Source organism: Nocardioides sp. FY1077 (assembly GCF_058681775.1).
Genome location: NZ_JBZWDB010000001.1, coordinates 987,899 through 1,005,504 on the forward strand (window position 1 = coordinate 987,899; position 17,606 = coordinate 1,005,504).

Below are 17,606 nucleotides of genomic sequence, written 5' to 3' on the forward strand. Positions count from 1 at the left end.
GTGGCCGGCGCCTCGCACCCCGGCGCCGCCGCGGCCCTCCTGGTGCCGCTGGGCCGCCCGCGCGTCATGGGGGTCGTCAACGTCACCCCCGACTCGTTCTCCGACGGCGGGCGCTACGTCGAGCCGGCCGCCGCGGTGGCCCACGGCCGGGCGCTGCTCGCCGACGGCGCCGACCTGCTCGACATCGGCGGGGAGTCCACCCGCCCCGGCGCCACCCGCCCGCTGGTCGCCGAGGAGGTCGCCCGCGTCGTGCCGGTGATCGCCGAGCTGGCCGCCGAGGGTGCGGTGGTCTCGGTCGACACCATGCGCGCCGAGGTCGCCGCCGCCGCGCTGGAGGCCGGGGCCGTCGTGGTCAACGACGTCTCCGGAGGGCTGGCCGACCCCGAGATCCTGGCGGTGACGGCGGCCGCGGGCGCGACGTACGTCGCGATGCACTGGCGTGCCCACGCCGACCGGATGGCCGACTTCGCCAGCTACGACGCGCCCGGGGGCGTGGTGGCCGCGGTCTGCGAGGAGCTCGAGGAGCGGGTGGAGGCCATCCGCGCCGCAGGCGTCGCCGACGACCGCATCGTGCTCGACCCCGGCCTGGGCTTCGCCAAGCGCGGCGAGCACAACTGGGAGCTGCTGCGCGACCTCGACCCCGTGCTGGCGCTGGGCCACCGGGTGCTGGTCGGGGCGAGCCGCAAGTCGTTCCTCGGCAGCCTGCTGGCGGGCGCCGACGGCGCGCCGCGACCGGTCGACGGTCGCGAGCACGCCCACAGCGCGCTGCTGACCCACCTCTCCGGGGCCGGTGTGTGGGGGGTCCGCGTGCACGACGTACGGTCGGCGCGCGACGCGCTGGCGGTGGCCGGGATGCTCCGGACGCCCGGCGCGGCAGGCGTGGCAGGCGGCGGACCCGACGAGGCAGGGGTGGACCATGGCTGACGAGCTGGCGGTGCTCGGCGTCGAGTGCTGGGGCCACCACGGGGTCTTCGACCACGAGCGACGCGAGGGCCAGACGTTCGTCGTCGACCTCGTGCTGGGCCTCGACACCGCCCCCGCGGCCGCCTCGGACGACTTGCACGACACCGTCGACTACGGAAGTCTCGTGGCCGACGTGAGGGCCGCGGTGGAGCGCGACCCCGTCGACCTGATCGAGACGCTCGCCCAGCGGATCGCCGACGTGTGCGTTGCGGATCGTCGTGTTGACTGGGCTCGCGTCACGATCCACAAGCCGGATGCCCCCATCGAGGCGACGTTCGCCGACGTCGCGCTGACGATCACCCGAACCCGCGAGGACGCCACGTGACCGAGACCCCCAACCCGCACATCATCGACGCGGACACCCTGACCGGTGAGATGCGGCCGATCCGGCGCGCGGTGCTGGCCATCGGGTCCAACCTCGGTGAGCGCCTCGCTGCCCTGCAGGGCGCGGTCAACGCCATCGCCGACACCCCGGAGGTGTGGGTCACCGGCGTGTCCCCGGTCTACGAGACCGAGCCGGTCGGCTGCCCGCCGGGCTCCGAGCCGTTCCTCAACGCCGTCGTGCTCGTCGACACCACGCTGGCCGCCACCCGGCTAATGGACCGTGCCCTGGCCATCGAGGACGCCTTCGACCGCGAGCGCACCGACGTCCCGAACTCCCCGCGCACCCTCGACGTCGACCTGATCGTCGTCGGCGACCGCCGCAGCGACGAGCCGTCGCTGCGCCTGCCGCACCCGCGGGCCAAGGAGCGCCCGTTCGTGCTGAAGCCGTGGTTCGACCTCGAGCCCGACGCCTCGCTGCCCGACGACGGCCCCATCGCCGAGCTGCTGGCCGCCGCCGGCATGGACGGCGTCGCGCTGCGCGACGACCTCCACCTCGAGGTCGAGTGACGCGTGGCCGACGGGCGCGGTGACCGCCGGCCCGGTGACCCGGGGGGCGCGGGTGGCTCCGGCCGCCCGGGAGGCCCCGGCGACGACGGGCGTCGCCTGGTCCCCGCCTCGCCGCGCGGCCTGACGGTGGCCACCGTGGTGGCGCTGGTCGTCGGCTGGGCGGTGCGCCCGCTGGCCGAGCTGGCCGGGGCGGTGCCGCCGGTGGTGTCGTGGTCGCAGCCGGTCACCCTGCTGCTGGTGGCCGCCCTGCTGGGCGCCACCGCCGGCTACACCTGGCGCGCCCTGCAGGTGCGTGGGGAGCGGATGGCGCCCCACGCCGCGGTCAACCGGCTCGCGATGGGCCGTGCCTCGGCGTACGTCGGTGCGCTGGTCGCCGGGTTCTACGGCGGCTACGCCGTCAGCTGGGTGGGCCAGCCCGCCGAGCTGGCCGACGAGCGGGCGGTGCGCGGCGCGGTGGCGGCCGTCGCGGGCCTGCTGGTGCTCGCCGCGGGGCTCGTGCTGGAGCGTGCGTGTCGCGTCCGGGACGACGACGCGGCGTCCTAGTCTGACGCCATGACTTCCCCAGCGGCCACTCCCGTCACATCCGCGTCGGAGCAGCCGCAGGGTTCCCCCGTCGACGGGTCCTCGCAGGCGTCGTCCCAGGTGTCGTCCCAGGCGTCGTCGCAGTCGCGCCGCCGCCAGCGCAGCACCCGGCTGACCGTGGCCACGCTGCTGCTGGTGCTCGCCGCCGTCGTGGTGCTGGGCGCCGCGCTGTCGGGCTCGTGGGTCGCCGGCGTGGTGGCCGGTGTGGTCGCGGTGGTGCTGGGCGCCGCCGCCACCCGGATCACCCACGCCGAGCTGCTGCAGTCGCGCCGCGACGCCGCCCGCGACCGCGCCGAGCAGGCCCAGGCCTACCGGCGGATGGCGCAGGAGCGCTCCCGCGAGCACGCCGCCCACGTCGAGCGCGAGGTCGGCGGCGTCCGTGCCGTGCTGGGGGCGCAGGTGCAGGAGCGCGAGACCGCGCTGGGCGAGCTCGAGGCCGAGCTGGCCAAGCTGCAGCGCCAGGGCGCCGAGACCACCCGCCGGCTGCTCGCCGAGACCCGGCGCGCCCAGGAGCTGGAGACCGAGGGCCGCTCCGTGGCCCGCAGCCTCGACGCCGCCGAGGAGCGCGCGGCCGAGGCGATCGTGCGCTGCGCCGAGCTCGAGGCCGAGATCGACGCGCTGCGCGCCGAGCTCGACACCGTGACCGTCGCGTGGCGCGCCGCCGAGGCGGAGACCACCCGCCGCCGCCGCGCCTGAGCGACCGCACCGGCGCCCACGTGCCCGGCGTACGGCATGATCGGTCCTCGTGATCCCCGAGGAGTCCCGGTTCGAAGACGACCCCGTCGAGCTCGTGCCCGAGGACCCCGGCCTGCCCGCCGACTGGACGGTCGACTCGCCCGACCCCGGTGACCCGGCCGACGTGGAGCAGCTGACCGCACTCCTGCGCGCCCACGAGCGCCACGGCCGCGGCTGGGCGGGCTCCGGTGTCGACGACGTGCTGGTGGAGGTCTCCGAGCCGGGTCTGCGCACCCGGCAGAACGTCGTGGTGCGGGACGGCGCCGGCGCCGTGCGGGCCTGGGGCAGCGTGCACGACCGCGCCGGCGGGCGGATGCTCTTCGTGCACGTGGTGGCCCGCGACCTGCCCGACCGCACCGCCGACGCTTGCTCCGAGGTGCTCGTGGAGTGGGCCGTGGGGCAGGCCCGCGCGGTCGGCGAGGCCCGTGGTCTCGAGGTGCAGCAGATCGACACCGGCGCCTACCAGGGCGACGTCCGCCAGGCCCGGTGGCTCGGCGACGCCGGCTTCGACAAGGTCCGCACGTGGTGGCAGATGAGCCGACCGGTGGGTGCCGACGAGACCGACCTGGTGCCCGACCCCATGCGGTGGGAGCGCAAGGGCGTGCGGTTCCGGCAGGTGCGCCGCACCGACGGCGGCATGCCCGACGAGGACGACCTGCGCGACGTGCACAACGTGCTCGAGGAGGCGTTCCTCGACCACTTCAACTCGTGGGAGGAGACCTTCGACGAGTTCCTCCACCGGCTGCGCGAGGACCCCGGCCACCGCTGGGACCAGTGGTGGCTCGCCGAGCTCCTCGACGGCGCCGACGGGGCCGAGGGGCCGCAGGCGGTGGGCGCGCTGGTCGGCACGGTCTCGGAGTCCGGCGACGGGCCCGACGGCTCGTACGTGTCCTACATCGGCGTGCGCGAGGCCGCCCGCGGGCGCGGTGTCGCCAAGGGCCTGCTGCGCACGATCATCGCCGACGCCGCCGGCCGGGGGCGCGACCGCGTCGGCCTCGAGGTCGACGCCGACTCCTCCACCGGCGCCGACGGCCTGTACACCTCGCTGGGGTGGCAGACCTCCTACGTCACCGAGTCGTGGCACCGGGATGTGCCCGTCACCCCGGGGGCGAGGGACGAGCCCGCGGGGTCGACGGGCCAGGTCGAGTAAGCCGCCCGGGCGAGCCTGCGAGCCCGGGACCGGCGCATCGAGACCACCGCAGCCCGCGCTGGGAGCCGGGGGCGACCGACGAGCCCGCACGGTGTACGGGCCAGGTCGAGTGAGCCGCCCGGGCGAGCCTGCGAGCCCGGGACCGGCGCATCGAGACCACCGCAGCCCGCGCTGGGAGCCGGGGGCGACCGACGAGCCCGCGCTGGGGCCCGCGCCGGGGGCCGCGTCAGGCCAGCGACGCCCGCAGGGCGCGGTGGACGCCGTTGGGGGTGAGCACGCCGACGAACCGCACGCCGTCCTTCACCCCGACCATGCCGCGGTCGTCGCGCAGCAGCACGGCGAGGGCCTCCTCGAGGGTGGCGGTGACGTCGACGGTCGCGCCGAGCTGACCGGCGCTGACGCCGTCGAGCGGCTCGAGGTGAGCGGGGTCGATCGGGGTGACGCTGAGGCGTCGCAGCCCGCGGGTGGAGCCCACGAAGTCGGCCACGTCGTCGTCGGCGGGCCGCCCGAGGAGCTCCAGCGGCGTGGCGTGCTGCGCGAGGCGTCCGCCGGCGGCGAAGACCGCCACCCGGTCGCCCATCCGCACCGCCTCGTCGATGTCGTGGGTGACCAGCACGACGGTCTTGCCCAGGTCGCGCTGCAGTCGCAGGAACTCGTCCTGCAGCCGCACCCGCACCACGGGGTCGACCGCACCGAACGGCTCGTCCATCAGCAGCACCGGCGGGTCGGCGGCCAGCGCCCGGGCCACGCCGACGCGCTGGCGCTGCCCGCCGGAGAGCTGGTGGGGGTAGCGCCCGCCGTACGTCGCGGGGTCGAGGCCGACGAGCTCCATCAACTCCTCGGCGCGGCGGCGGGCGGTGGCCTTCGACTCGCCGTACAGCAGCGGCACGGTCATCACGTTGGTGACGATCTTCTGGTGGGGGAACAGCCCGACCTGCTGGATGACGTAGCCGATGCCGCGGCGCAGCTCGACCGGGTCGACGTCGGTGACGTCGGCGCCGTCGATCTCGATGCGCCCGGTGGTGGGCTCGATCAGCCGGTTGACCATCTTCAGCGTCGTGGACTTGCCGCAGCCCGAGGGCCCCACGAGGCACAGCAGCTCGCCGCGGGCGACGTCGAGGTCGAGCTCCTGCACGGCCACCGTGCCGTCGTCGTAGGTCTTCCCGACACCCCGCAGCCGGATCATCGGTCGGCCCTCGGGGGAGCCGGTAGGTTCCATGCGGTGACCCTACTGGTGGCGGCGGCAGCGCCGGGCGCGCTCGCCGACGGGCCCAGCTGCTACAGCCGGCTGACCAACGAGTGGTTCTGCTGGCAGTACGTCGCCGACCGCCGCAGCGAGATCGTCGACGCCGGCGTCGAGCACCTCGCCATCACCGTGGCGGCGGTGCTGCTCGGGCTCGCGATCTCGTTCCCGCTCGCCGTGCTGGCCCGGCGGCTGCCCCGCCTGGAGTCGGCGATCCTGGCCGCGGCCACCGGTGTCTACACCGTGCCGTCGCTGGCCCTGCTGCCCCTGCTGGTGCCGTTCACCGGGCTGTCGCCGACGACGGTGGTGATCGGGCTGGCGCTCTACGCGCTGACCATCCTGGTGCGGGCCTTCCTCGAGGGGCTGCGCTCGGTGCCCGACGACGTGCGCGAGTCGGCCGTCGGCCTGGGCTACGGCCGTGGGCGGCTGCTGCTGCGCGTCGAGCTGCCCCTGGCGCTGCCGGTGGTGGTGGCGGGCCTTCGAGTGGCCACGGTGTCCACGGTCGCGCTGACCACGGTCGGCTCGCTGGTGTCGTACGGCGGGCTCGGTGACCTGATCAAGGACGGGGTTCTCACGAACTTCCGGGCCGAGCTGCTCACCGCCGCGGTGCTCTGCGTGCTCCTCGCGCTGGTGCTCGACGTCGTGCTGGTGCTGCTGCAGCGCGTGCTGACGCCGTGGGCCCAGGGGCCGCGCGGCACCCGGGGGGCAGCGGCATGACGGTGCTGCGCGACGCGTGGGCCTACCTGACGGCCGCCGGCAGCTGGACCGGTGACGGCGGCATGCTCGAGCTGCTGGTGCAGCAGCTGCTGCTGACGGTGAGCGCGCTGGGCCTGGCGGTGCTGGTCGGGCTGCCGCTGGCGCTGTGGCTGGGCCACCTGGGCCGCGGCGGGTTCCTCGCGATCAACGTGTCCAACATCGGTCGCGCGGTGCCGACGTTCGCGCTGCTCGCGCTGTTCGTCACCGCCGACCCGTGGGGCTGGACCGGGGGCTGGTTCCCCGGGGTGCGCGAGGCCGGGCCGTACGGCCGCGCCGGCCTGGCCACGCTGGTCGCGCTCACCCTGTTCGCGCTACCGCCGATCATCACCAACGCCTACGTCGCGGTGCGCGAGGTGCCGGCCGACGTGCGGCAGGCCGCCGACGGCATGGGGATGACCGGGTGGCAGAAGTTCACCCGCGTCGAGCTGCCGCTGGCGGTGCCGCTGGTGTGCTCAGGGCTGCGCCTGGCGCTGGTGCAGGTGTGGGCCACCGCCACCATCGCGGCGCTGGTGGCGGGACCCGGCCTGGGCCGGGTGATCACCGACGGCTTCGTGCGCAACCAGTACGGCCAGGGCCTCGCCGGAGCAGCGGTGGTGGCCGTGGTGGCCCTCCTGCTGGAGCTCGTCGCCGCGCTCGGGCAGCGCCTGGTCGACCCCACCCGGGCCGCGGCGCCGCGCCGCGCCGCGAAGGACCGCCGTACCGGGGGAGGCGGGGCCGTGGTGGACGTGCCTACAGTCTCCTCGTAGCCGACGCCGTCGGCCGCCCGACGCGGGCCAGCCCCGCAGACCGGACACGCGCGACACCGCTCGCGGGACACAGAAGGTGCACCTCATGACGTTGCGACGCTCCCTTGCCGCGGTCCTCACCGCCGGCACCCTCCTCGCCACCGGTGCCTGCGCCGGCGACGAGCTGAACAGCGACGAGGCCGCCACCTCCGAGACCGAGGTCGCCTCGCCGGCTCCGGAGTCCGGGTCGGCCTCGGGCTCCGCCTCCGGCGAGGCCACGGGCGAGGCGCCGGTGGGCGGGCCCGTCACGATCGCCAGCCAGAACTTCCCCGAGGCCGCCCTGGTGGCCTCGATGTACGAGCAGCTGCTCACCGAGGCCGGCTACCAGCCCGAGGTCAACCTCGTCGACGCCCGCGACGCCTACCTCGGCACGTTCCCCGGCCAGGTCGACATCGTGCCGGAGTACGTCGGCGGCATCGTCAACGCGCTCAACGCCCGCGAGAACGGCGACGACGCCGACCCGTTCGAGGCCGGCGACGGCGAGCAGCTCGCCGAGGACGGCCAGGAGCTGCTCGACGCCGCAGGCATCACGCTGCTCGACGTCTCCCCGGCCACCGACACCAACGCGTTCTTCGTGACCCAGGAGTACGCCGAGCAGAACGACGTCGACGAGCTCTCCGACCTCGAGGGCGAGTCGGTCACCCTCGCCGCCGCCCCCGACTGCGAGGGACGCCTCGACTGCGAGGGCGGGCTGAGCGAGGAGTACGGCATCGACGTCACCGAGGTCCTGCCGCTGGGCTACGCCAGCGACCAGACCTACCAGTCGGTGCTCGACGGCGAGTCGGAGCTCGGCGAGACCAGCACCACCGACGGCACCCTGGAGTCGCTCGGCCTCGTCGTCCTCGAGGACGACCAGGCGATCCAGCCCGCGCAGAACCTCGTGCCGGCCGTGTCGACCGAGCTGCTCGAGGCCGACCCCGGAATCGCCGAGGTGCTCAACCCGCTGATGGCCGCCCTGACCACCGAGAAGCTCACCGAGCTCAACGGCCGGATCTCCGTCGACCGCGAGAAGACCGAGGACGTCGCCGCCGACTTCCTCACCTCCGAGGGCCTGCTGTAGCCGCGGGTTCCACCGGCTGACCGGTGACACCCGCACCTGTCGGCCCACGCGACGGCCGACAGGTGCGGGTTGCGCCAGCCGGCTGGTGAAACCCTCAGACCTCGTGCGCCCGCACGGCGAGCGCAGCGGGGTCGACGGTGGCGGGGTCGAGGAACGGCAGCGCGAGGCGTACGCCGCCGTCGGGGGTGCGCTCGCGGGGGGCGGGGCCGGGGTGCTCGGCGACCCAGGTCATCACCGCGGCGGCGTCGTCGCGGCGCCCCTGCTCGACCAGCCAGCCGGTGAGCCGGTGCACCGGGGGCAGCCCCGACCCGGTCAGTGACGTGTCGCCGCCGAGCTCGAGCACCCCGGTGCGCAGCAGGTCCCACCACGCGTCGGAGCAGCCGGGCACCTCGGTGAAGTAGCGGTGCAGGTCGCCGGGCAGGACCTGGGTGCGGAAGACCCGGGTGACCTCGGGCGACCCGTGGGCCTGCACGCTGGCCAGCGCCATCCTCTTGGTGGCCCAGCGGTCGACGAGGTCGGCCGGTGACGAGCGCTGCTGGGTGATCGACGAGCCGTCGCCGCGGATGCGCCAGTGGTAGACGACCTCGGGCAGCACGGTGAACCGGCCGGCCCGCAGGTAGGCCTCGGTGGTGGTGGGCTGGTCCTCGTACCGCACGCCCTCGGGCCAGGAGAGGTCCGCGGTGTCGTAGAACCCGCGGGCGAACAGCTTGTTCCACGCGAACACGTCGCCGAGGATCTCGGGCAGGTCCTCGACCACCAGCGTGCGGCGCTCGCGGTGCAGGCGCCGCATCCAGGGCGGCTCGACGAGCCGGTCGCCGCCCTCCCACCGCACGACCGAGCCGGTGACCAGGTCGGAGCGGGTGCGGCGCAGCGCGTCGACCATGGTGGCGTACGCGCCCGGCGGCACCACGTCGTCGGAGTCGGCGAAGGCCAGCAGGTCGCCGGACGCCGCCGCGACGCCGGTGTTGCGGGCCGCGCCGAGGCCGTGGTTGGCGGTGTGCAGCACCCGCACCCGCGGGTCCCGCGCGGCGTAGGAGTCGGCCACGTCGCCGGTGGCGTCGGTGGCGCCGTCGTCGACCACCACCACCTCGAGGTGGCGGTGGCTCTGGGCCAGCACGCTGTCGAGGCAGGCGGGCAGGTAGTCGGCGACGTCGTAGGCCGGCACCACCACGCTGACCAGGGGACCTCGGCGGCGCAGCGGCATGGGCACACCGTATGCGGGTCCGGCAGCGCGGCCCCGCCGGCAGTAGGGTCGGGTCCCGTGACCGCCCTGCCTGACGCCACCGTGCCCGCCGACCCGGACCCCGCCGCCTACCCGCGCAAGGTGCTGTTCGTGGCCGGGGCCGGCCGCAGCGGCACCAGCACGATGGCCGGGCTGATGCAGATCCTCGGGCTGCACGTGCCGCGCCCGGAGGTCGTGCCCGACGAGTCCAACCCCAAGGGCTTCGCCGAGCCGGCCTGGGCCGTCGAGCACCACACCCGCCTGCTGCGCGAGGCCGTGGTGCAGGTCAGCGACTCCCGGCCCGACGCGTGGTTCGAGACCGGGCGCATCTCCACCCGCGAGCCCGAGCGGATCACCACCGCGGCCTGGCTGGAGTCGCACTTCGAGGTCGCCCCCGAGCTGGTCGTCAAGGACCCCCGGCTCAGCTGGTTCCTGTCGCTGTGGCGCGTCGCCGCGCTGCGCAGCGGCGCCACCCCCGTCTTCGCCACCATGCTGCGCCCGCCGGCGGAGGTGGTGGGCAGCAAGCAGAAGTACTACGCCAACCGTCTCGGCTCGGCCCACCTCACCGCCTCGTGGCTGAACATGCTGCTGCACACCGAGCGGGCCACCCGCGAGTCGGTCGCCGACGGCGGGCGCGTGTTCGTGCGCTACTCCGACCTGCTCGACGACTGGACCCGCGAGACCATGCGGGTCGGCGAGCAGCTGCAGCTGCAGCACGTGCTGCACGCCCGCAGCGAGCAGATCCGTGACGGCCACCGGTTCGTCGACCCCGGCCTGCGCCGGGTCACCCAGAGCCTCGACGACCTCGCGCTGCCCCCGCGGCTGCACGAGCTGACCGCCGAGACCTGGTCGGAGCTCAACAAGCTCGCCGACGCCGGCGGCGACACCCCCGCGGTGCACGAGGCCCTCGACCAGCTGCGCGAGGCCTACTCCGACCTGTACGCCGAGGCCGAGGCGATCAGCCGCTCCTCGGTGGTCGCCACCGAGCACCGGCTGCGCCGTCCCGGCGGCGGCCCCCGGCCTCAGGGCGGCCCCGGCGCCGCGGCAGGCCGCGGCCCGGGGGCCCCCGTGGCAGCGGAGCCGGCCGCCGCGGGCCCGTCGCACGCCGCCGACCGGCTGCCCCACGGCCTGCGCGCGATGGTGCCGCCGTCGGTGCGTCGTGGCCTGCGCAAGGTCGCCGGGCGCGAGCGCTGAGGGGCGGGTCGTGAACGCCATCCGCAACCCCGACGGCCTGCGCAACCTCGAGGGCCACACCGACTTCGACATCACCTGGCCCTGGACCCGCCCCGGCGGGCTGCGCCCGGGCAGCACCGCGGTGCTCCGGGTCAAGGACGAGGCCCGTGCGCTGCCGTTCGTGCTGCCGCCGCTGCTGCGCGCCTGCGACCACGTGCTGGTCGTCGACAACGGCTCGACCGACGGCTCGCCCGAGGTGGTGCGCCGTACGGCGGAGCAGGCCGGCCTCGGGCACAGGCTCAGCCAGGCGACGTACCCGTTCTCGGTCGCCCGTGCCGGCGCCGAGCACCTCGCCCAGCACGAGCTGTCGGTGCACTCGCTGTCGTACTTCTACAACTGGTGCTTCGCCCAGGTCGGCACCCGCTACTCCTGGAAGTGGGACGGCGACATGGTGCTGACCACCGAGGGCGAGGTGTCGCTGGGCGACCTCACCTGGCAGGTCGGCGACGTGCAGTCGATCGTGCGGGTGCCGCGCCACGGGCTCTACCTCGACAGCGACTCCCACGCCTACCTCGACCTCGGGCTGCGCAACGCCGAGGAGTGGGGCTACCCCGTGGGTCCCGACTTCGTGTTCACCAAGGCCTTCGAGTGGGAGATCCGCTCGACGCCCGAGGGCTGCCGCTCGATCGGGCTGCCCCACGGGCTGTGCGTCGAGCTGAAGTTCCTCGACGGCGACGAGTTCGCCCACTGGACCGACCCCGCGTCGTTCGCGACCAGCTACCGCAACAAGCGCAAGCGCCGCGAGTGGGCGGTGTTCCACGCGCTGCGCGAGGGCGTGGTGCCCGACGGCGTCCACGAGATCACCGCCCCCGAGGGCGTGCACGTCGTCGACCACGTCACCCGCACCTGGCTGCCGCGCGCCCCGCGCCCGCTGCAGGTCGGCTGACCCGGCCCGACCCGCCCCCACGCGGCTGTCGGCGGCTGTCGGCCAGGTCACAGGCCCGCGCGCTGTCGGCCCGCCCACCACCGGCGTAGATTCACCGGTGCATCTGACGACACACCGTTCGGTACCCACCCCGGCCTCCCGGCGCACCCGCGCCGACCAGGAGGTGGTCGGAGGGACTGAAACGAAAGGTCCCGGTCATGGTCGACGCCCTGCCCACCCCTGCCCTCATCGGCTCCGCCCCTGACGGCCCCGCCCCCGTGCTGCGCCTCGGCGTCGTGGGGGCCGGTCGCGTGGGCGCCGTGCTGGCGGCCCGCCTGCGCGCGGCCGGCCACGAGGTGGTGGCCGCCGCCGGCGACTCCGCCGCCTCGCTGGAGCGCATCGCGACCCTGCTGCCGGGGGTGCCGAACGCCAAGCCGAGCGCCGTCGCCCGGGCCTGCGACGTGCTGCTGCTCACCGTGCCCGACGACATGCTCGCGAACGTCGTGGGCGTGCTGGCCGCGAGCGGCGCGCTGCACGAGGGCCAGACGGTGGTGCACACCTCCGGGCGCCACGGCCTCGCCGTGCTCGCGCCGGCCGAGCGGGTGGGCGCCCGCACGCTCGCCCTGCACCCCGCGATGACCTTCACCGGCACCGCCGTCGACCTCGAGCGCCTCGACGGCTGCGTGCTCGGGGTCACCGCGCGCCCGGCCGACCGCCGGCTCGCCGACGTGCTCGCCGCGGGCCTCGGGGGCCGGCTGATGCCGGTGGCCGAGGAGATGCGCACGCTGTACCACGCAGGTCTCGCCCACGGCGCCAACCACCTGGTCACGCTGGTGGCCGAGGCGATGGAGGTGCTGGTGGCCGCCGGCGCCGACGACCCCGCCGGCACGCTGCGCCCGCTGCTCACCGCCGCCCTCGACAACGCGCTCGCCGCCGGCGACGCCGCCCTCACCGGCCCGATCGTGCGCGGCGACGTCGGCACGGTGGAGGCCCACCTGGCCGACCTGGCCGCGAACGCGCCCCACACGCTCGCGTCGTACGTCGCGATGGCCCGCGCCACCCGCGACCGCGCCGTGGCCGACGGCCGACTGCCGCTGCTGCGCGCGCAGGCCGTCACCGCGGTCCTCGACGCAGCGGACCCGACCGGCACGACGGGCCCGGCCCGGCCCGCGCCGGCACGCCCGTGACCACCGGCCCCCTCCTCGCCCGCGACCGCACCGAGCTCGCCGCGGCCCTGGCGCCCGCGCGCGGTGCCGGCGCCCGGGTGGCGTTCGTGCCGACGATGGGCGCGCTGCACGAGGGCCACGCCTCGCTGCTGCGCACGGCGCGCCACCACGCCGGGGACGGCCCGGTCGTGGCGTCGGTGTTCGTCAACCCGCTGCAGTTCGCCCCGGGGGAGGACCTCGACCGCTACCCGCGCACCCTCGAGGCCGACCTCGAGGTGTGCGCCCGCGAGGGCGTCGACGTGGTGCTCGCCCCGGCCGTCGAGGAGGTGTACCCGGGCTGGCCCGCCGTGCGCGAGCCACAGGTCAGCGTCGAGCCCGGCCCGCTGGGCTCGGTGCTCGAGGGCCGCACCCGCCCCGGCCACTTCCGCGGGGTGCTCACCGTCGTCGCCAAGCTGCTCGGTCTCGTGCGGCCCGACACGGTCGTGCTGGGGGAGAAGGACTACCAGCAGCTGGTGCTCGTGCGGCGGATGGTCGCCGACCTGTGCCTCGGGGTCGAGGTCGTGGGCGCCGAGACGGTGCGCGAGCCCGACGGCCTCGCGCTGTCCAGCCGCAACCGCTACCTCGACGCCGACCAGCGCGCCCGCGCCGTCGTGCTGAGCCGGGCGCTGCGGGCCGCCCAGGACGCCGCCCTGACTGCCGCCCAGGACGCGGCCCGGACCGCCGGCCGGGGTGTGGGTCCCGACGCGCCGCTTGACGCCGCCCGCGCCGTGCTCGACCCCGCGCTGCGCGAGGGCGCCGTCGACCTCGACTACCTCGTCGTCACCGACGCCGCGCTGGGCGTGCTCGCGGCGCACCCGGCACCCGCCCCGGGGCGGCCCGCGCCGGCCGGCGTGCCCGGCCTGCCGGCCCGCGTGCTCGTCGCGGCCCGGGTCGGCACCACCCGCCTCATCGACAACCTGCCCCTGGCCACCACGGCCGCGGCCGCCCCCGAGGAAGACCACTGATGCTGCGCACGATGATGACCAGCAAGATCCACCGCGCCACGGTGACCCAGGCCGACCTGCACTACGTCGGCTCGGTGACCGTCGACCAGGACCTCCTCGACGCCGCCGACCTGCTGCCCGGTGAGCTCGTGCACATCGTCGACGTCACCAACGGCGCGCGCCTGGAGACCTACACGATCGCCGGCGAGCGCGGGTCGGGCGTGCTCGGCATCAACGGCGCCGCGGCCCACCTCGTGCACCCCGGCGACCTCGTCATCCTCATCGCCTACGGCCAGATGACCACCGCTGAGGCGCGCACCCATCAGCCGCACGTCGTGTTCGTGGACGCCGACAACCGGGTGGTCACCACCGGGACCGACCCCGCCGAGGCGGTGGCCGGCTCCGGGCTGCTCCGCGGCGACGTGCTGGCCGGGCGCTAGCCTTCGACGATGCCCACGCCCCCGGTCGGCTCCCCGGCCCCCCGCACCACCACCGCGGCGCGCGCCGACGAGCCCTCCGGCGAGCCCGGTCGCCTGCCCGGTCGGCTGCCGAGCCGGCTCCCCGGGCGGCTGGCCGCCCCCGAGCCCGGCTGGACCACCTCCGCCGACGTCGTGGTGATCGGCTCGGGCATCGCCGGGCTGACCGCCGCGCTGCGGCTGAAGGACGCCGACAACGGCATCGACCGCGTGCTGGTGGTCACCAAGGACGTGCTGGCCGCGGGCTCCACGCAGTGGGCGCAGGGCGGCATCGCCGCGGCGCTCGGGCCCGGGGACACCCCGGCCGAGCACGAGCTCGACACCCTGGTCGCCGGCGCCGGGGCCTGTGACGCCGCCGCGGTGCGGGTGCTGGTCACCGAGGGCCCCGAGGCCGTGCGCGAGCTCATCGCGCTGGGCGCGCAGTTCGACCACGACCCCGACGGTGAGCTGTCGCTGACCCGCGAGGGCGGCCACCACCGCGACCGCATCGCCCACGCCGGCGGCGACGCCACCGGCGCCGAGATCCAGCGCGCCCTGATCGCCGCGGTGGCCCGCGCCCCCGAGATCGAGGTGGTGGAGCACGCCCTGGCCGTCGACCTGCTGCTCGACGGGCCCCCGGGCACCGGCGGCGTCGCCGGGGTGACCCTGCACGTGATGGGGGAGGGGCAGCGCGACGGCGTCGGCGCCGTGCGCTGCCGGGCGGTGGTGCTGGCCAGCGGCGGGCTGGGCCAGGTGTTCTCCCAGACCACCAACCCCGCGGTGTCCACCGGCGACGGCCTGGCGCTGGCGCTGCGTGCGGGGGCGACGCTGCGCGACCTGGAGTTCGTGCAGTTCCACCCCACGGTGATGTACCTCGGGCCCGACTCCCGCGGCCAGCAGCCGCTGATCTCCGAGGCCGTGCGCGGCGAGGGCGCGTTCCTCGTCGACGGCCCGCCCGAGGACGGCGGCGAGCGGTTCATGACCGGCGTCCACGAGCTGGCCGACCTCGCGCCCCGCGACGTCGTCGCGAAGGCGATCACCCGGCGCATGCACGAGACCGGGCGCGCCCACATGTGGCTCGACGCCCGCCACCTCGGCGCGGAGTTCTGGGAGCGCCGCTTCCCCACGATCCTGGCCACCGCCCGGCGTCACGGCGTCGACCCCGTCACCGAGCTGCTGCCGGTCGCCCCGGCCTGCCACTACGCCTCCGGCGGCGTGCGCACCGACCTGTGGGGCCGCACCGACGTGCCCGGCCTCTACGCCACCGGCGAGGTGGCCTGCTCCGGGGTGCACGGCGCCAACCGGCTGGCCTCGAACTCGCTGCTCGAGGGGCTCGTGTTCTCCCGGCGCATCGCCACGGTGCTGCCCGACGAGCTGCGGCCCTGGGCCGACGCCGCCGTCGACGGGCGCACCCCGGGCCTCGTGCCGGGCCGGGTGCGCCGCGACCTGCAGGAGACGATGACCGCCCGCGCCGGGGTGCTGCGCAGCGCCGAGGGCCTCGACGACGCGGCCGCCGTGCTCGCGGACCTGGCCGCGCAGCCCGCCGAGGTCGTCGACGTCGACGCCTGGGAGACGACCAACCTGGTGCTGATCAGCACCGCCCTCGCCGCGGCCGCCACGCTGCGCGAGGAGACCCGCGGCTCCCACTGGCGCGAGGACCACCCGCAGCGCGACGACGAGCGCTGGGCCGGCCACCTCGACGTCACCAGCGCCGACGGGATCCTCGCGGTGGCGCACGTGCCCGGCACCGCCACCGGCCCCGCGCCGACGGCCCCCGGAGCGACCCGGTGAGCGCGCCGCGCACCCTGCCGGGCCTCACGCCGTACGCCGCGCTGCCCGCGGCCCTGCTCGACGAGCTGGCCGCGGCGGGGCTCGACCCCGTCGCGGTGCACGACGACGTGGTCGCCGCCCTGGCCGAGGACCTGCCCGGCGGGGTCGCGACCGGTGACGTGACCTCGGTGGCCACCATCGACGCCACGGCCCACGGCGCCGGTGACTTCGCCTCGCGCGACGCGGGCGTGGTGGCCGGCCTCGGCCTCGCGGCCCTGGTGTTCCACCTGGTGCTGGGCGACGACGTGACGGTGAGCGACCGGCTGCCCGACGGCGCCCGGGTGGTCCCCGGCGACGTCGTCATGCGCGTCGCCGGCCCCACCCGCGGCCTGCTCACCGCCGAGCGGGTGGCGCTGAACTACGCCAGCCACCTCTCCGCGGTCGCCACCGCCACCGCCGCCTGGGTCGACGCCCTCGCCGGCACCCGCGCCCGCGTGCTCGACACCCGCAAGACGCTGCCGGGCTACCGCGCGCTGCAGAAGTACGCCGTGCGCTGCGGTGGCGGGGTCAACCACCGGTTCTCGCTGAGCGACATGGCGATGGTGAAGGACAACCACGTCGTCGCCGCCGGCGGCGTCGTGCCGGCCTACCGCGCCGTGCGCGCGGCCCACCCCGACCTGCGCGTGGAGGTGGAGGTCACCGACCTCGACCAGCTGCGCGAGCTGCTCGACGCCGGCTGCACCGAGGTGCTGCTCGACAACATGGACGACGCGCAGATGGCCGAGGCGGTGCGCACCACCGCAGGCCGGGCCACCCTTGAGGCCTCGGGCGGGCTGACCCTCGAGCGCGCCCGGGCGGTGGCCGCCACCGGCGTCGACTTCATCTCGGTCGGGGCGCTCACCCACTCCGTGCGGGTCTTCGACCTGGGCCTGGACCTGCGGGAGGCCTGATGGTCCTGCTGGCCGTCGACATCCGCAACAGCCAGACCACGCTGGGGCTGCTCGACGCCGACGACGAGGTGGTGGCCGACTGGCGGGTGGCCACGGACGAGCGGCGCACCGGCGACGAGTGGGCGGTGCTGCTGCGCGGGCTGCTCGGTGCGGCGCTCGACGACGTCGACGGGGTCGCGGTGTGCGCCACCGTGCCGGTCGTGCTGCTGACCTGGCGCACGATGCTGGCGCGCCACCTGCCCGGCGTGCCCCACGTGGTGGTCGAGCCGGGCGTGCGCACCGGCGTGCCGGTGCTCACCGACAACCCCCGCGAGGTCGGCGCCGACCGCATCGTCAACGCGCTCGCCGCTGCCACGGCGTACGGCGGGCCGGCGGTGGTGGTCGACGTCGGCGGCACCGCCACCACCTTCGACGTCCTCAACGCCGCGGGGCAGTACGTCGGCGGCGCGATCGCTCCCGGCCTCGAGCTGTCGCTGGAGGCCCTCGGGCGCCGCGGGGCGCAGCTGCGGCAGGTCGAGCTGGCGCGTCCGCGCCAGGTGGTGGCCCGCAACACCGTGGAGGCGCTGCAGTCGGGCATGGTGCTCGGCGTCGCGTCCCTGGTCGAGGGGATGGTCGCGCGCATCGTGGCCGAGACCGGCGCCGACGCCGACGAGGTGAGCGTGGTGGCCACCGGCCACCTCGCGCCGCTGGTGCTCGACGAGTGCGGCTGCTTCACCCACCACGACCCGCACCTCGCGCTGCGCGGGCTCGCGCTGGTGTTCGCGCGCAATTCCCCGCGATAGCACCACCGCTCGCGA

The 17,606-nt window shown here is 75.8% G+C and carries 19 protein-coding genes; 17 read left to right on the forward strand and 2 right to left on the reverse strand.

The window, feature by feature from the left end; genetic code table 11:
* From folP to AC4OR8_RS04630, 6 genes are read left to right on the forward strand one after another with little or no spacing between them, the layout of a single operon-like run.
* Nucleotides 1-924: a dihydropteroate synthase gene (gene folP, locus AC4OR8_RS04605; protein ID WP_492164393.1), complete on the forward strand. Its 924-nt coding sequence runs from the start codon at nucleotides 1-3 to the stop codon at nucleotides 922-924.
* A complete protein-coding gene (folB, locus tag AC4OR8_RS04610) occupies nucleotides 917-1,288 on the forward strand; it encodes a dihydroneopterin aldolase (protein ID WP_492164394.1) in 372 nt (123 codons plus the stop codon). Before folP ends, folB begins: the two co-directional genes overlap by 8 nt.
* The gene (folK, locus tag AC4OR8_RS04615; protein ID WP_492164395.1) at nucleotides 1,285-1,854 is read left to right on the forward strand and encodes a 2-amino-4-hydroxy-6-hydroxymethyldihydropteridine diphosphokinase; all 570 of its coding nucleotides are present in this window, start codon (nucleotides 1,285-1,287) and stop codon (nucleotides 1,852-1,854) included. The genes folB and folK overlap by 4 nt, the downstream gene beginning before the upstream one ends.
* Nucleotides 1,855-1,857: 3 nt before the next feature.
* Nucleotides 1,858-2,397 (forward strand): DUF3180 family protein, encoded by a 540-nt coding sequence (locus AC4OR8_RS04620; protein ID WP_492164396.1) that lies wholly within the window; start codon nucleotides 1,858-1,860, stop codon nucleotides 2,395-2,397.
* A 9-nt stretch (nucleotides 2,398-2,406) separates the two neighbouring features.
* Nucleotides 2,407-3,132 carry a hypothetical protein gene (locus tag AC4OR8_RS04625; RefSeq protein ID WP_492164397.1) on the forward strand — a complete coding sequence of 242 codons (726 nt, stop codon included), beginning with the start codon at nucleotides 2,407-2,409 and terminating at the stop codon, nucleotides 3,130-3,132.
* 49 nt (nucleotides 3,133-3,181) lie between these two features.
* Nucleotides 3,182-4,321 carry a GNAT family N-acetyltransferase gene (locus AC4OR8_RS04630; protein WP_492164398.1) on the forward strand — a complete coding sequence of 380 codons (1,140 nt, stop codon included), beginning with the start codon at nucleotides 3,182-3,184 and terminating at the stop codon, nucleotides 4,319-4,321.
* A 226-nt stretch (nucleotides 4,322-4,547) separates the two neighbouring features.
* Here the strand turns inward: AC4OR8_RS04630 and AC4OR8_RS04635 are convergent, their stop codons facing one another.
* A complete protein-coding gene (locus tag AC4OR8_RS04635) occupies nucleotides 4,548-5,540 on the reverse strand; it encodes an ABC transporter ATP-binding protein (protein ID WP_492164399.1) in 993 nt (330 codons plus the stop codon).
* A 3-nt stretch (nucleotides 5,541-5,543) separates the two neighbouring features.
* Between AC4OR8_RS04635 and AC4OR8_RS04640 the strand changes: the two genes are divergently transcribed.
* From AC4OR8_RS04640 to AC4OR8_RS04650, 3 genes are all read left to right on the forward strand, one after another.
* On the forward strand, nucleotides 5,544-6,281 hold the full coding sequence (locus AC4OR8_RS04640) for an ABC transporter permease (protein WP_492164400.1): 738 nt from the start codon (nucleotides 5,544-5,546) through the stop codon (nucleotides 6,279-6,281).
* Nucleotides 6,278-7,066: an ABC transporter permease gene (locus tag AC4OR8_RS04645; RefSeq protein WP_492164401.1), complete on the forward strand. Its 789-nt coding sequence runs from the start codon at nucleotides 6,278-6,280 to the stop codon at nucleotides 7,064-7,066. Before AC4OR8_RS04640 ends, AC4OR8_RS04645 begins: the two co-directional genes overlap by 4 nt.
* A gap of 85 nt (nucleotides 7,067-7,151) precedes the next feature.
* Nucleotides 7,152-8,165 carry an ABC transporter substrate-binding protein gene (locus tag AC4OR8_RS04650; RefSeq protein ID WP_492164402.1) on the forward strand — a complete coding sequence of 338 codons (1,014 nt, stop codon included), beginning with the start codon at nucleotides 7,152-7,154 and terminating at the stop codon, nucleotides 8,163-8,165.
* Nucleotides 8,166-8,259: 94 nt separating this feature from the next.
* Here the strand turns inward: AC4OR8_RS04650 and AC4OR8_RS04655 are convergent, their stop codons facing one another.
* The gene (locus AC4OR8_RS04655; protein WP_492164403.1) at nucleotides 8,260-9,369 is read right to left on the reverse strand and encodes a glycosyltransferase family 2 protein; all 1,110 of its coding nucleotides are present in this window, start codon (nucleotides 9,367-9,369) and stop codon (nucleotides 8,260-8,262) included.
* Nucleotides 9,370-9,426: 57 nt separating this feature from the next.
* On the opposite strand from AC4OR8_RS04655, the gene AC4OR8_RS04660 reads away from it, so the two are divergent.
* From AC4OR8_RS04660 to AC4OR8_RS04695, 8 genes are all read left to right on the forward strand, one after another.
* Nucleotides 9,427-10,581 (forward strand): sulfotransferase family protein, encoded by a 1,155-nt coding sequence (locus tag AC4OR8_RS04660; protein ID WP_492164404.1) that lies wholly within the window; start codon nucleotides 9,427-9,429, stop codon nucleotides 10,579-10,581.
* 10 nt (nucleotides 10,582-10,591) lie between these two features.
* Nucleotides 10,592-11,506, forward strand: a complete 915-nt coding sequence (locus tag AC4OR8_RS04665) for a glycosyltransferase family protein (protein ID WP_492164405.1) — start codon at nucleotides 10,592-10,594, stop codon at nucleotides 11,504-11,506.
* Between the two features lie 197 nt (nucleotides 11,507-11,703).
* Nucleotides 11,704-12,672, forward strand: coding sequence for a Rossmann-like and DUF2520 domain-containing protein (locus AC4OR8_RS04670; protein ID WP_492164406.1), 969 nt, complete (start codon nucleotides 11,704-11,706; stop codon nucleotides 12,670-12,672).
* Nucleotides 12,669-13,655, forward strand: coding sequence for a pantoate--beta-alanine ligase (panC, locus tag AC4OR8_RS04675; protein ID WP_492164407.1), 987 nt, complete (start codon nucleotides 12,669-12,671; stop codon nucleotides 13,653-13,655). Before AC4OR8_RS04670 ends, panC begins: the two co-directional genes overlap by 4 nt.
* Nucleotides 13,655-14,074 (forward strand): aspartate 1-decarboxylase, encoded by a 420-nt coding sequence (panD, locus tag AC4OR8_RS04680; protein WP_492164408.1) that lies wholly within the window; start codon nucleotides 13,655-13,657, stop codon nucleotides 14,072-14,074. The genes panC and panD overlap by 1 nt, the downstream gene beginning before the upstream one ends.
* 9 nt (nucleotides 14,075-14,083) lie before the next feature.
* Complete coding sequence (locus AC4OR8_RS04685) at nucleotides 14,084-15,880, forward strand: L-aspartate oxidase (protein ID WP_492164409.1); 1,797 nt, start codon at nucleotides 14,084-14,086, stop codon at nucleotides 15,878-15,880.
* Nucleotides 15,877-16,809: a carboxylating nicotinate-nucleotide diphosphorylase gene (gene nadC, locus AC4OR8_RS04690; protein WP_492164410.1), complete on the forward strand. Its 933-nt coding sequence runs from the start codon at nucleotides 15,877-15,879 to the stop codon at nucleotides 16,807-16,809. The genes AC4OR8_RS04685 and nadC overlap by 4 nt, the downstream gene beginning before the upstream one ends.
* A complete protein-coding gene (locus tag AC4OR8_RS04695) occupies nucleotides 16,809-17,591 on the forward strand; it encodes a type III pantothenate kinase (protein ID WP_492164411.1) in 783 nt (260 codons plus the stop codon). Before nadC ends, AC4OR8_RS04695 begins: the two co-directional genes overlap by 1 nt.
* Nucleotides 17,592-17,606 lie beyond the last annotated feature (15 nt).

Excerpts from the sequence above, each read along its gene's own strand:
- AC4OR8_RS04685 (WP_492164409.1), top strand. The coding sequence starts at position 14,084 with ATGCCCACGCCCCCGGTCGGCTCCCCGGCCCCCCGCACCACCACCGCG.
- AC4OR8_RS04625 (WP_492164397.1), top strand. The coding sequence starts at position 2,407 with ATGACTTCCCCAGCGGCCACTCCCGTCACATCCGCGTCGGAGCAGCCG.
- AC4OR8_RS04645 (WP_492164401.1), top strand. The coding sequence starts at position 6,278 with ATGACGGTGCTGCGCGACGCGTGGGCCTACCTGACGGCCGCCGGCAGC.
- AC4OR8_RS04650 (WP_492164402.1), top strand. The coding sequence starts at position 7,152 with ATGACGTTGCGACGCTCCCTTGCCGCGGTCCTCACCGCCGGCACCCTC.
- AC4OR8_RS04655 (WP_492164403.1), bottom strand. The coding sequence starts at position 9,369 with ATGCCGCTGCGCCGCCGAGGTCCCCTGGTCAGCGTGGTGGTGCCGGCC.
- folB (WP_492164394.1), top strand. The coding sequence starts at position 917 with ATGGCTGACGAGCTGGCGGTGCTCGGCGTCGAGTGCTGGGGCCACCAC.
- AC4OR8_RS04635 (WP_492164399.1), bottom strand. The coding sequence starts at position 5,540 with ATGGAACCTACCGGCTCCCCCGAGGGCCGACCGATGATCCGGCTGCGG.
- panD (WP_492164408.1), top strand. The coding sequence starts at position 13,655 with ATGCTGCGCACGATGATGACCAGCAAGATCCACCGCGCCACGGTGACC.
- AC4OR8_RS04670 (WP_492164406.1), top strand. The coding sequence starts at position 11,704 with ATGGTCGACGCCCTGCCCACCCCTGCCCTCATCGGCTCCGCCCCTGAC.
- AC4OR8_RS04695 (WP_492164411.1), top strand. The coding sequence starts at position 16,809 with ATGGTCCTGCTGGCCGTCGACATCCGCAACAGCCAGACCACGCTGGGG.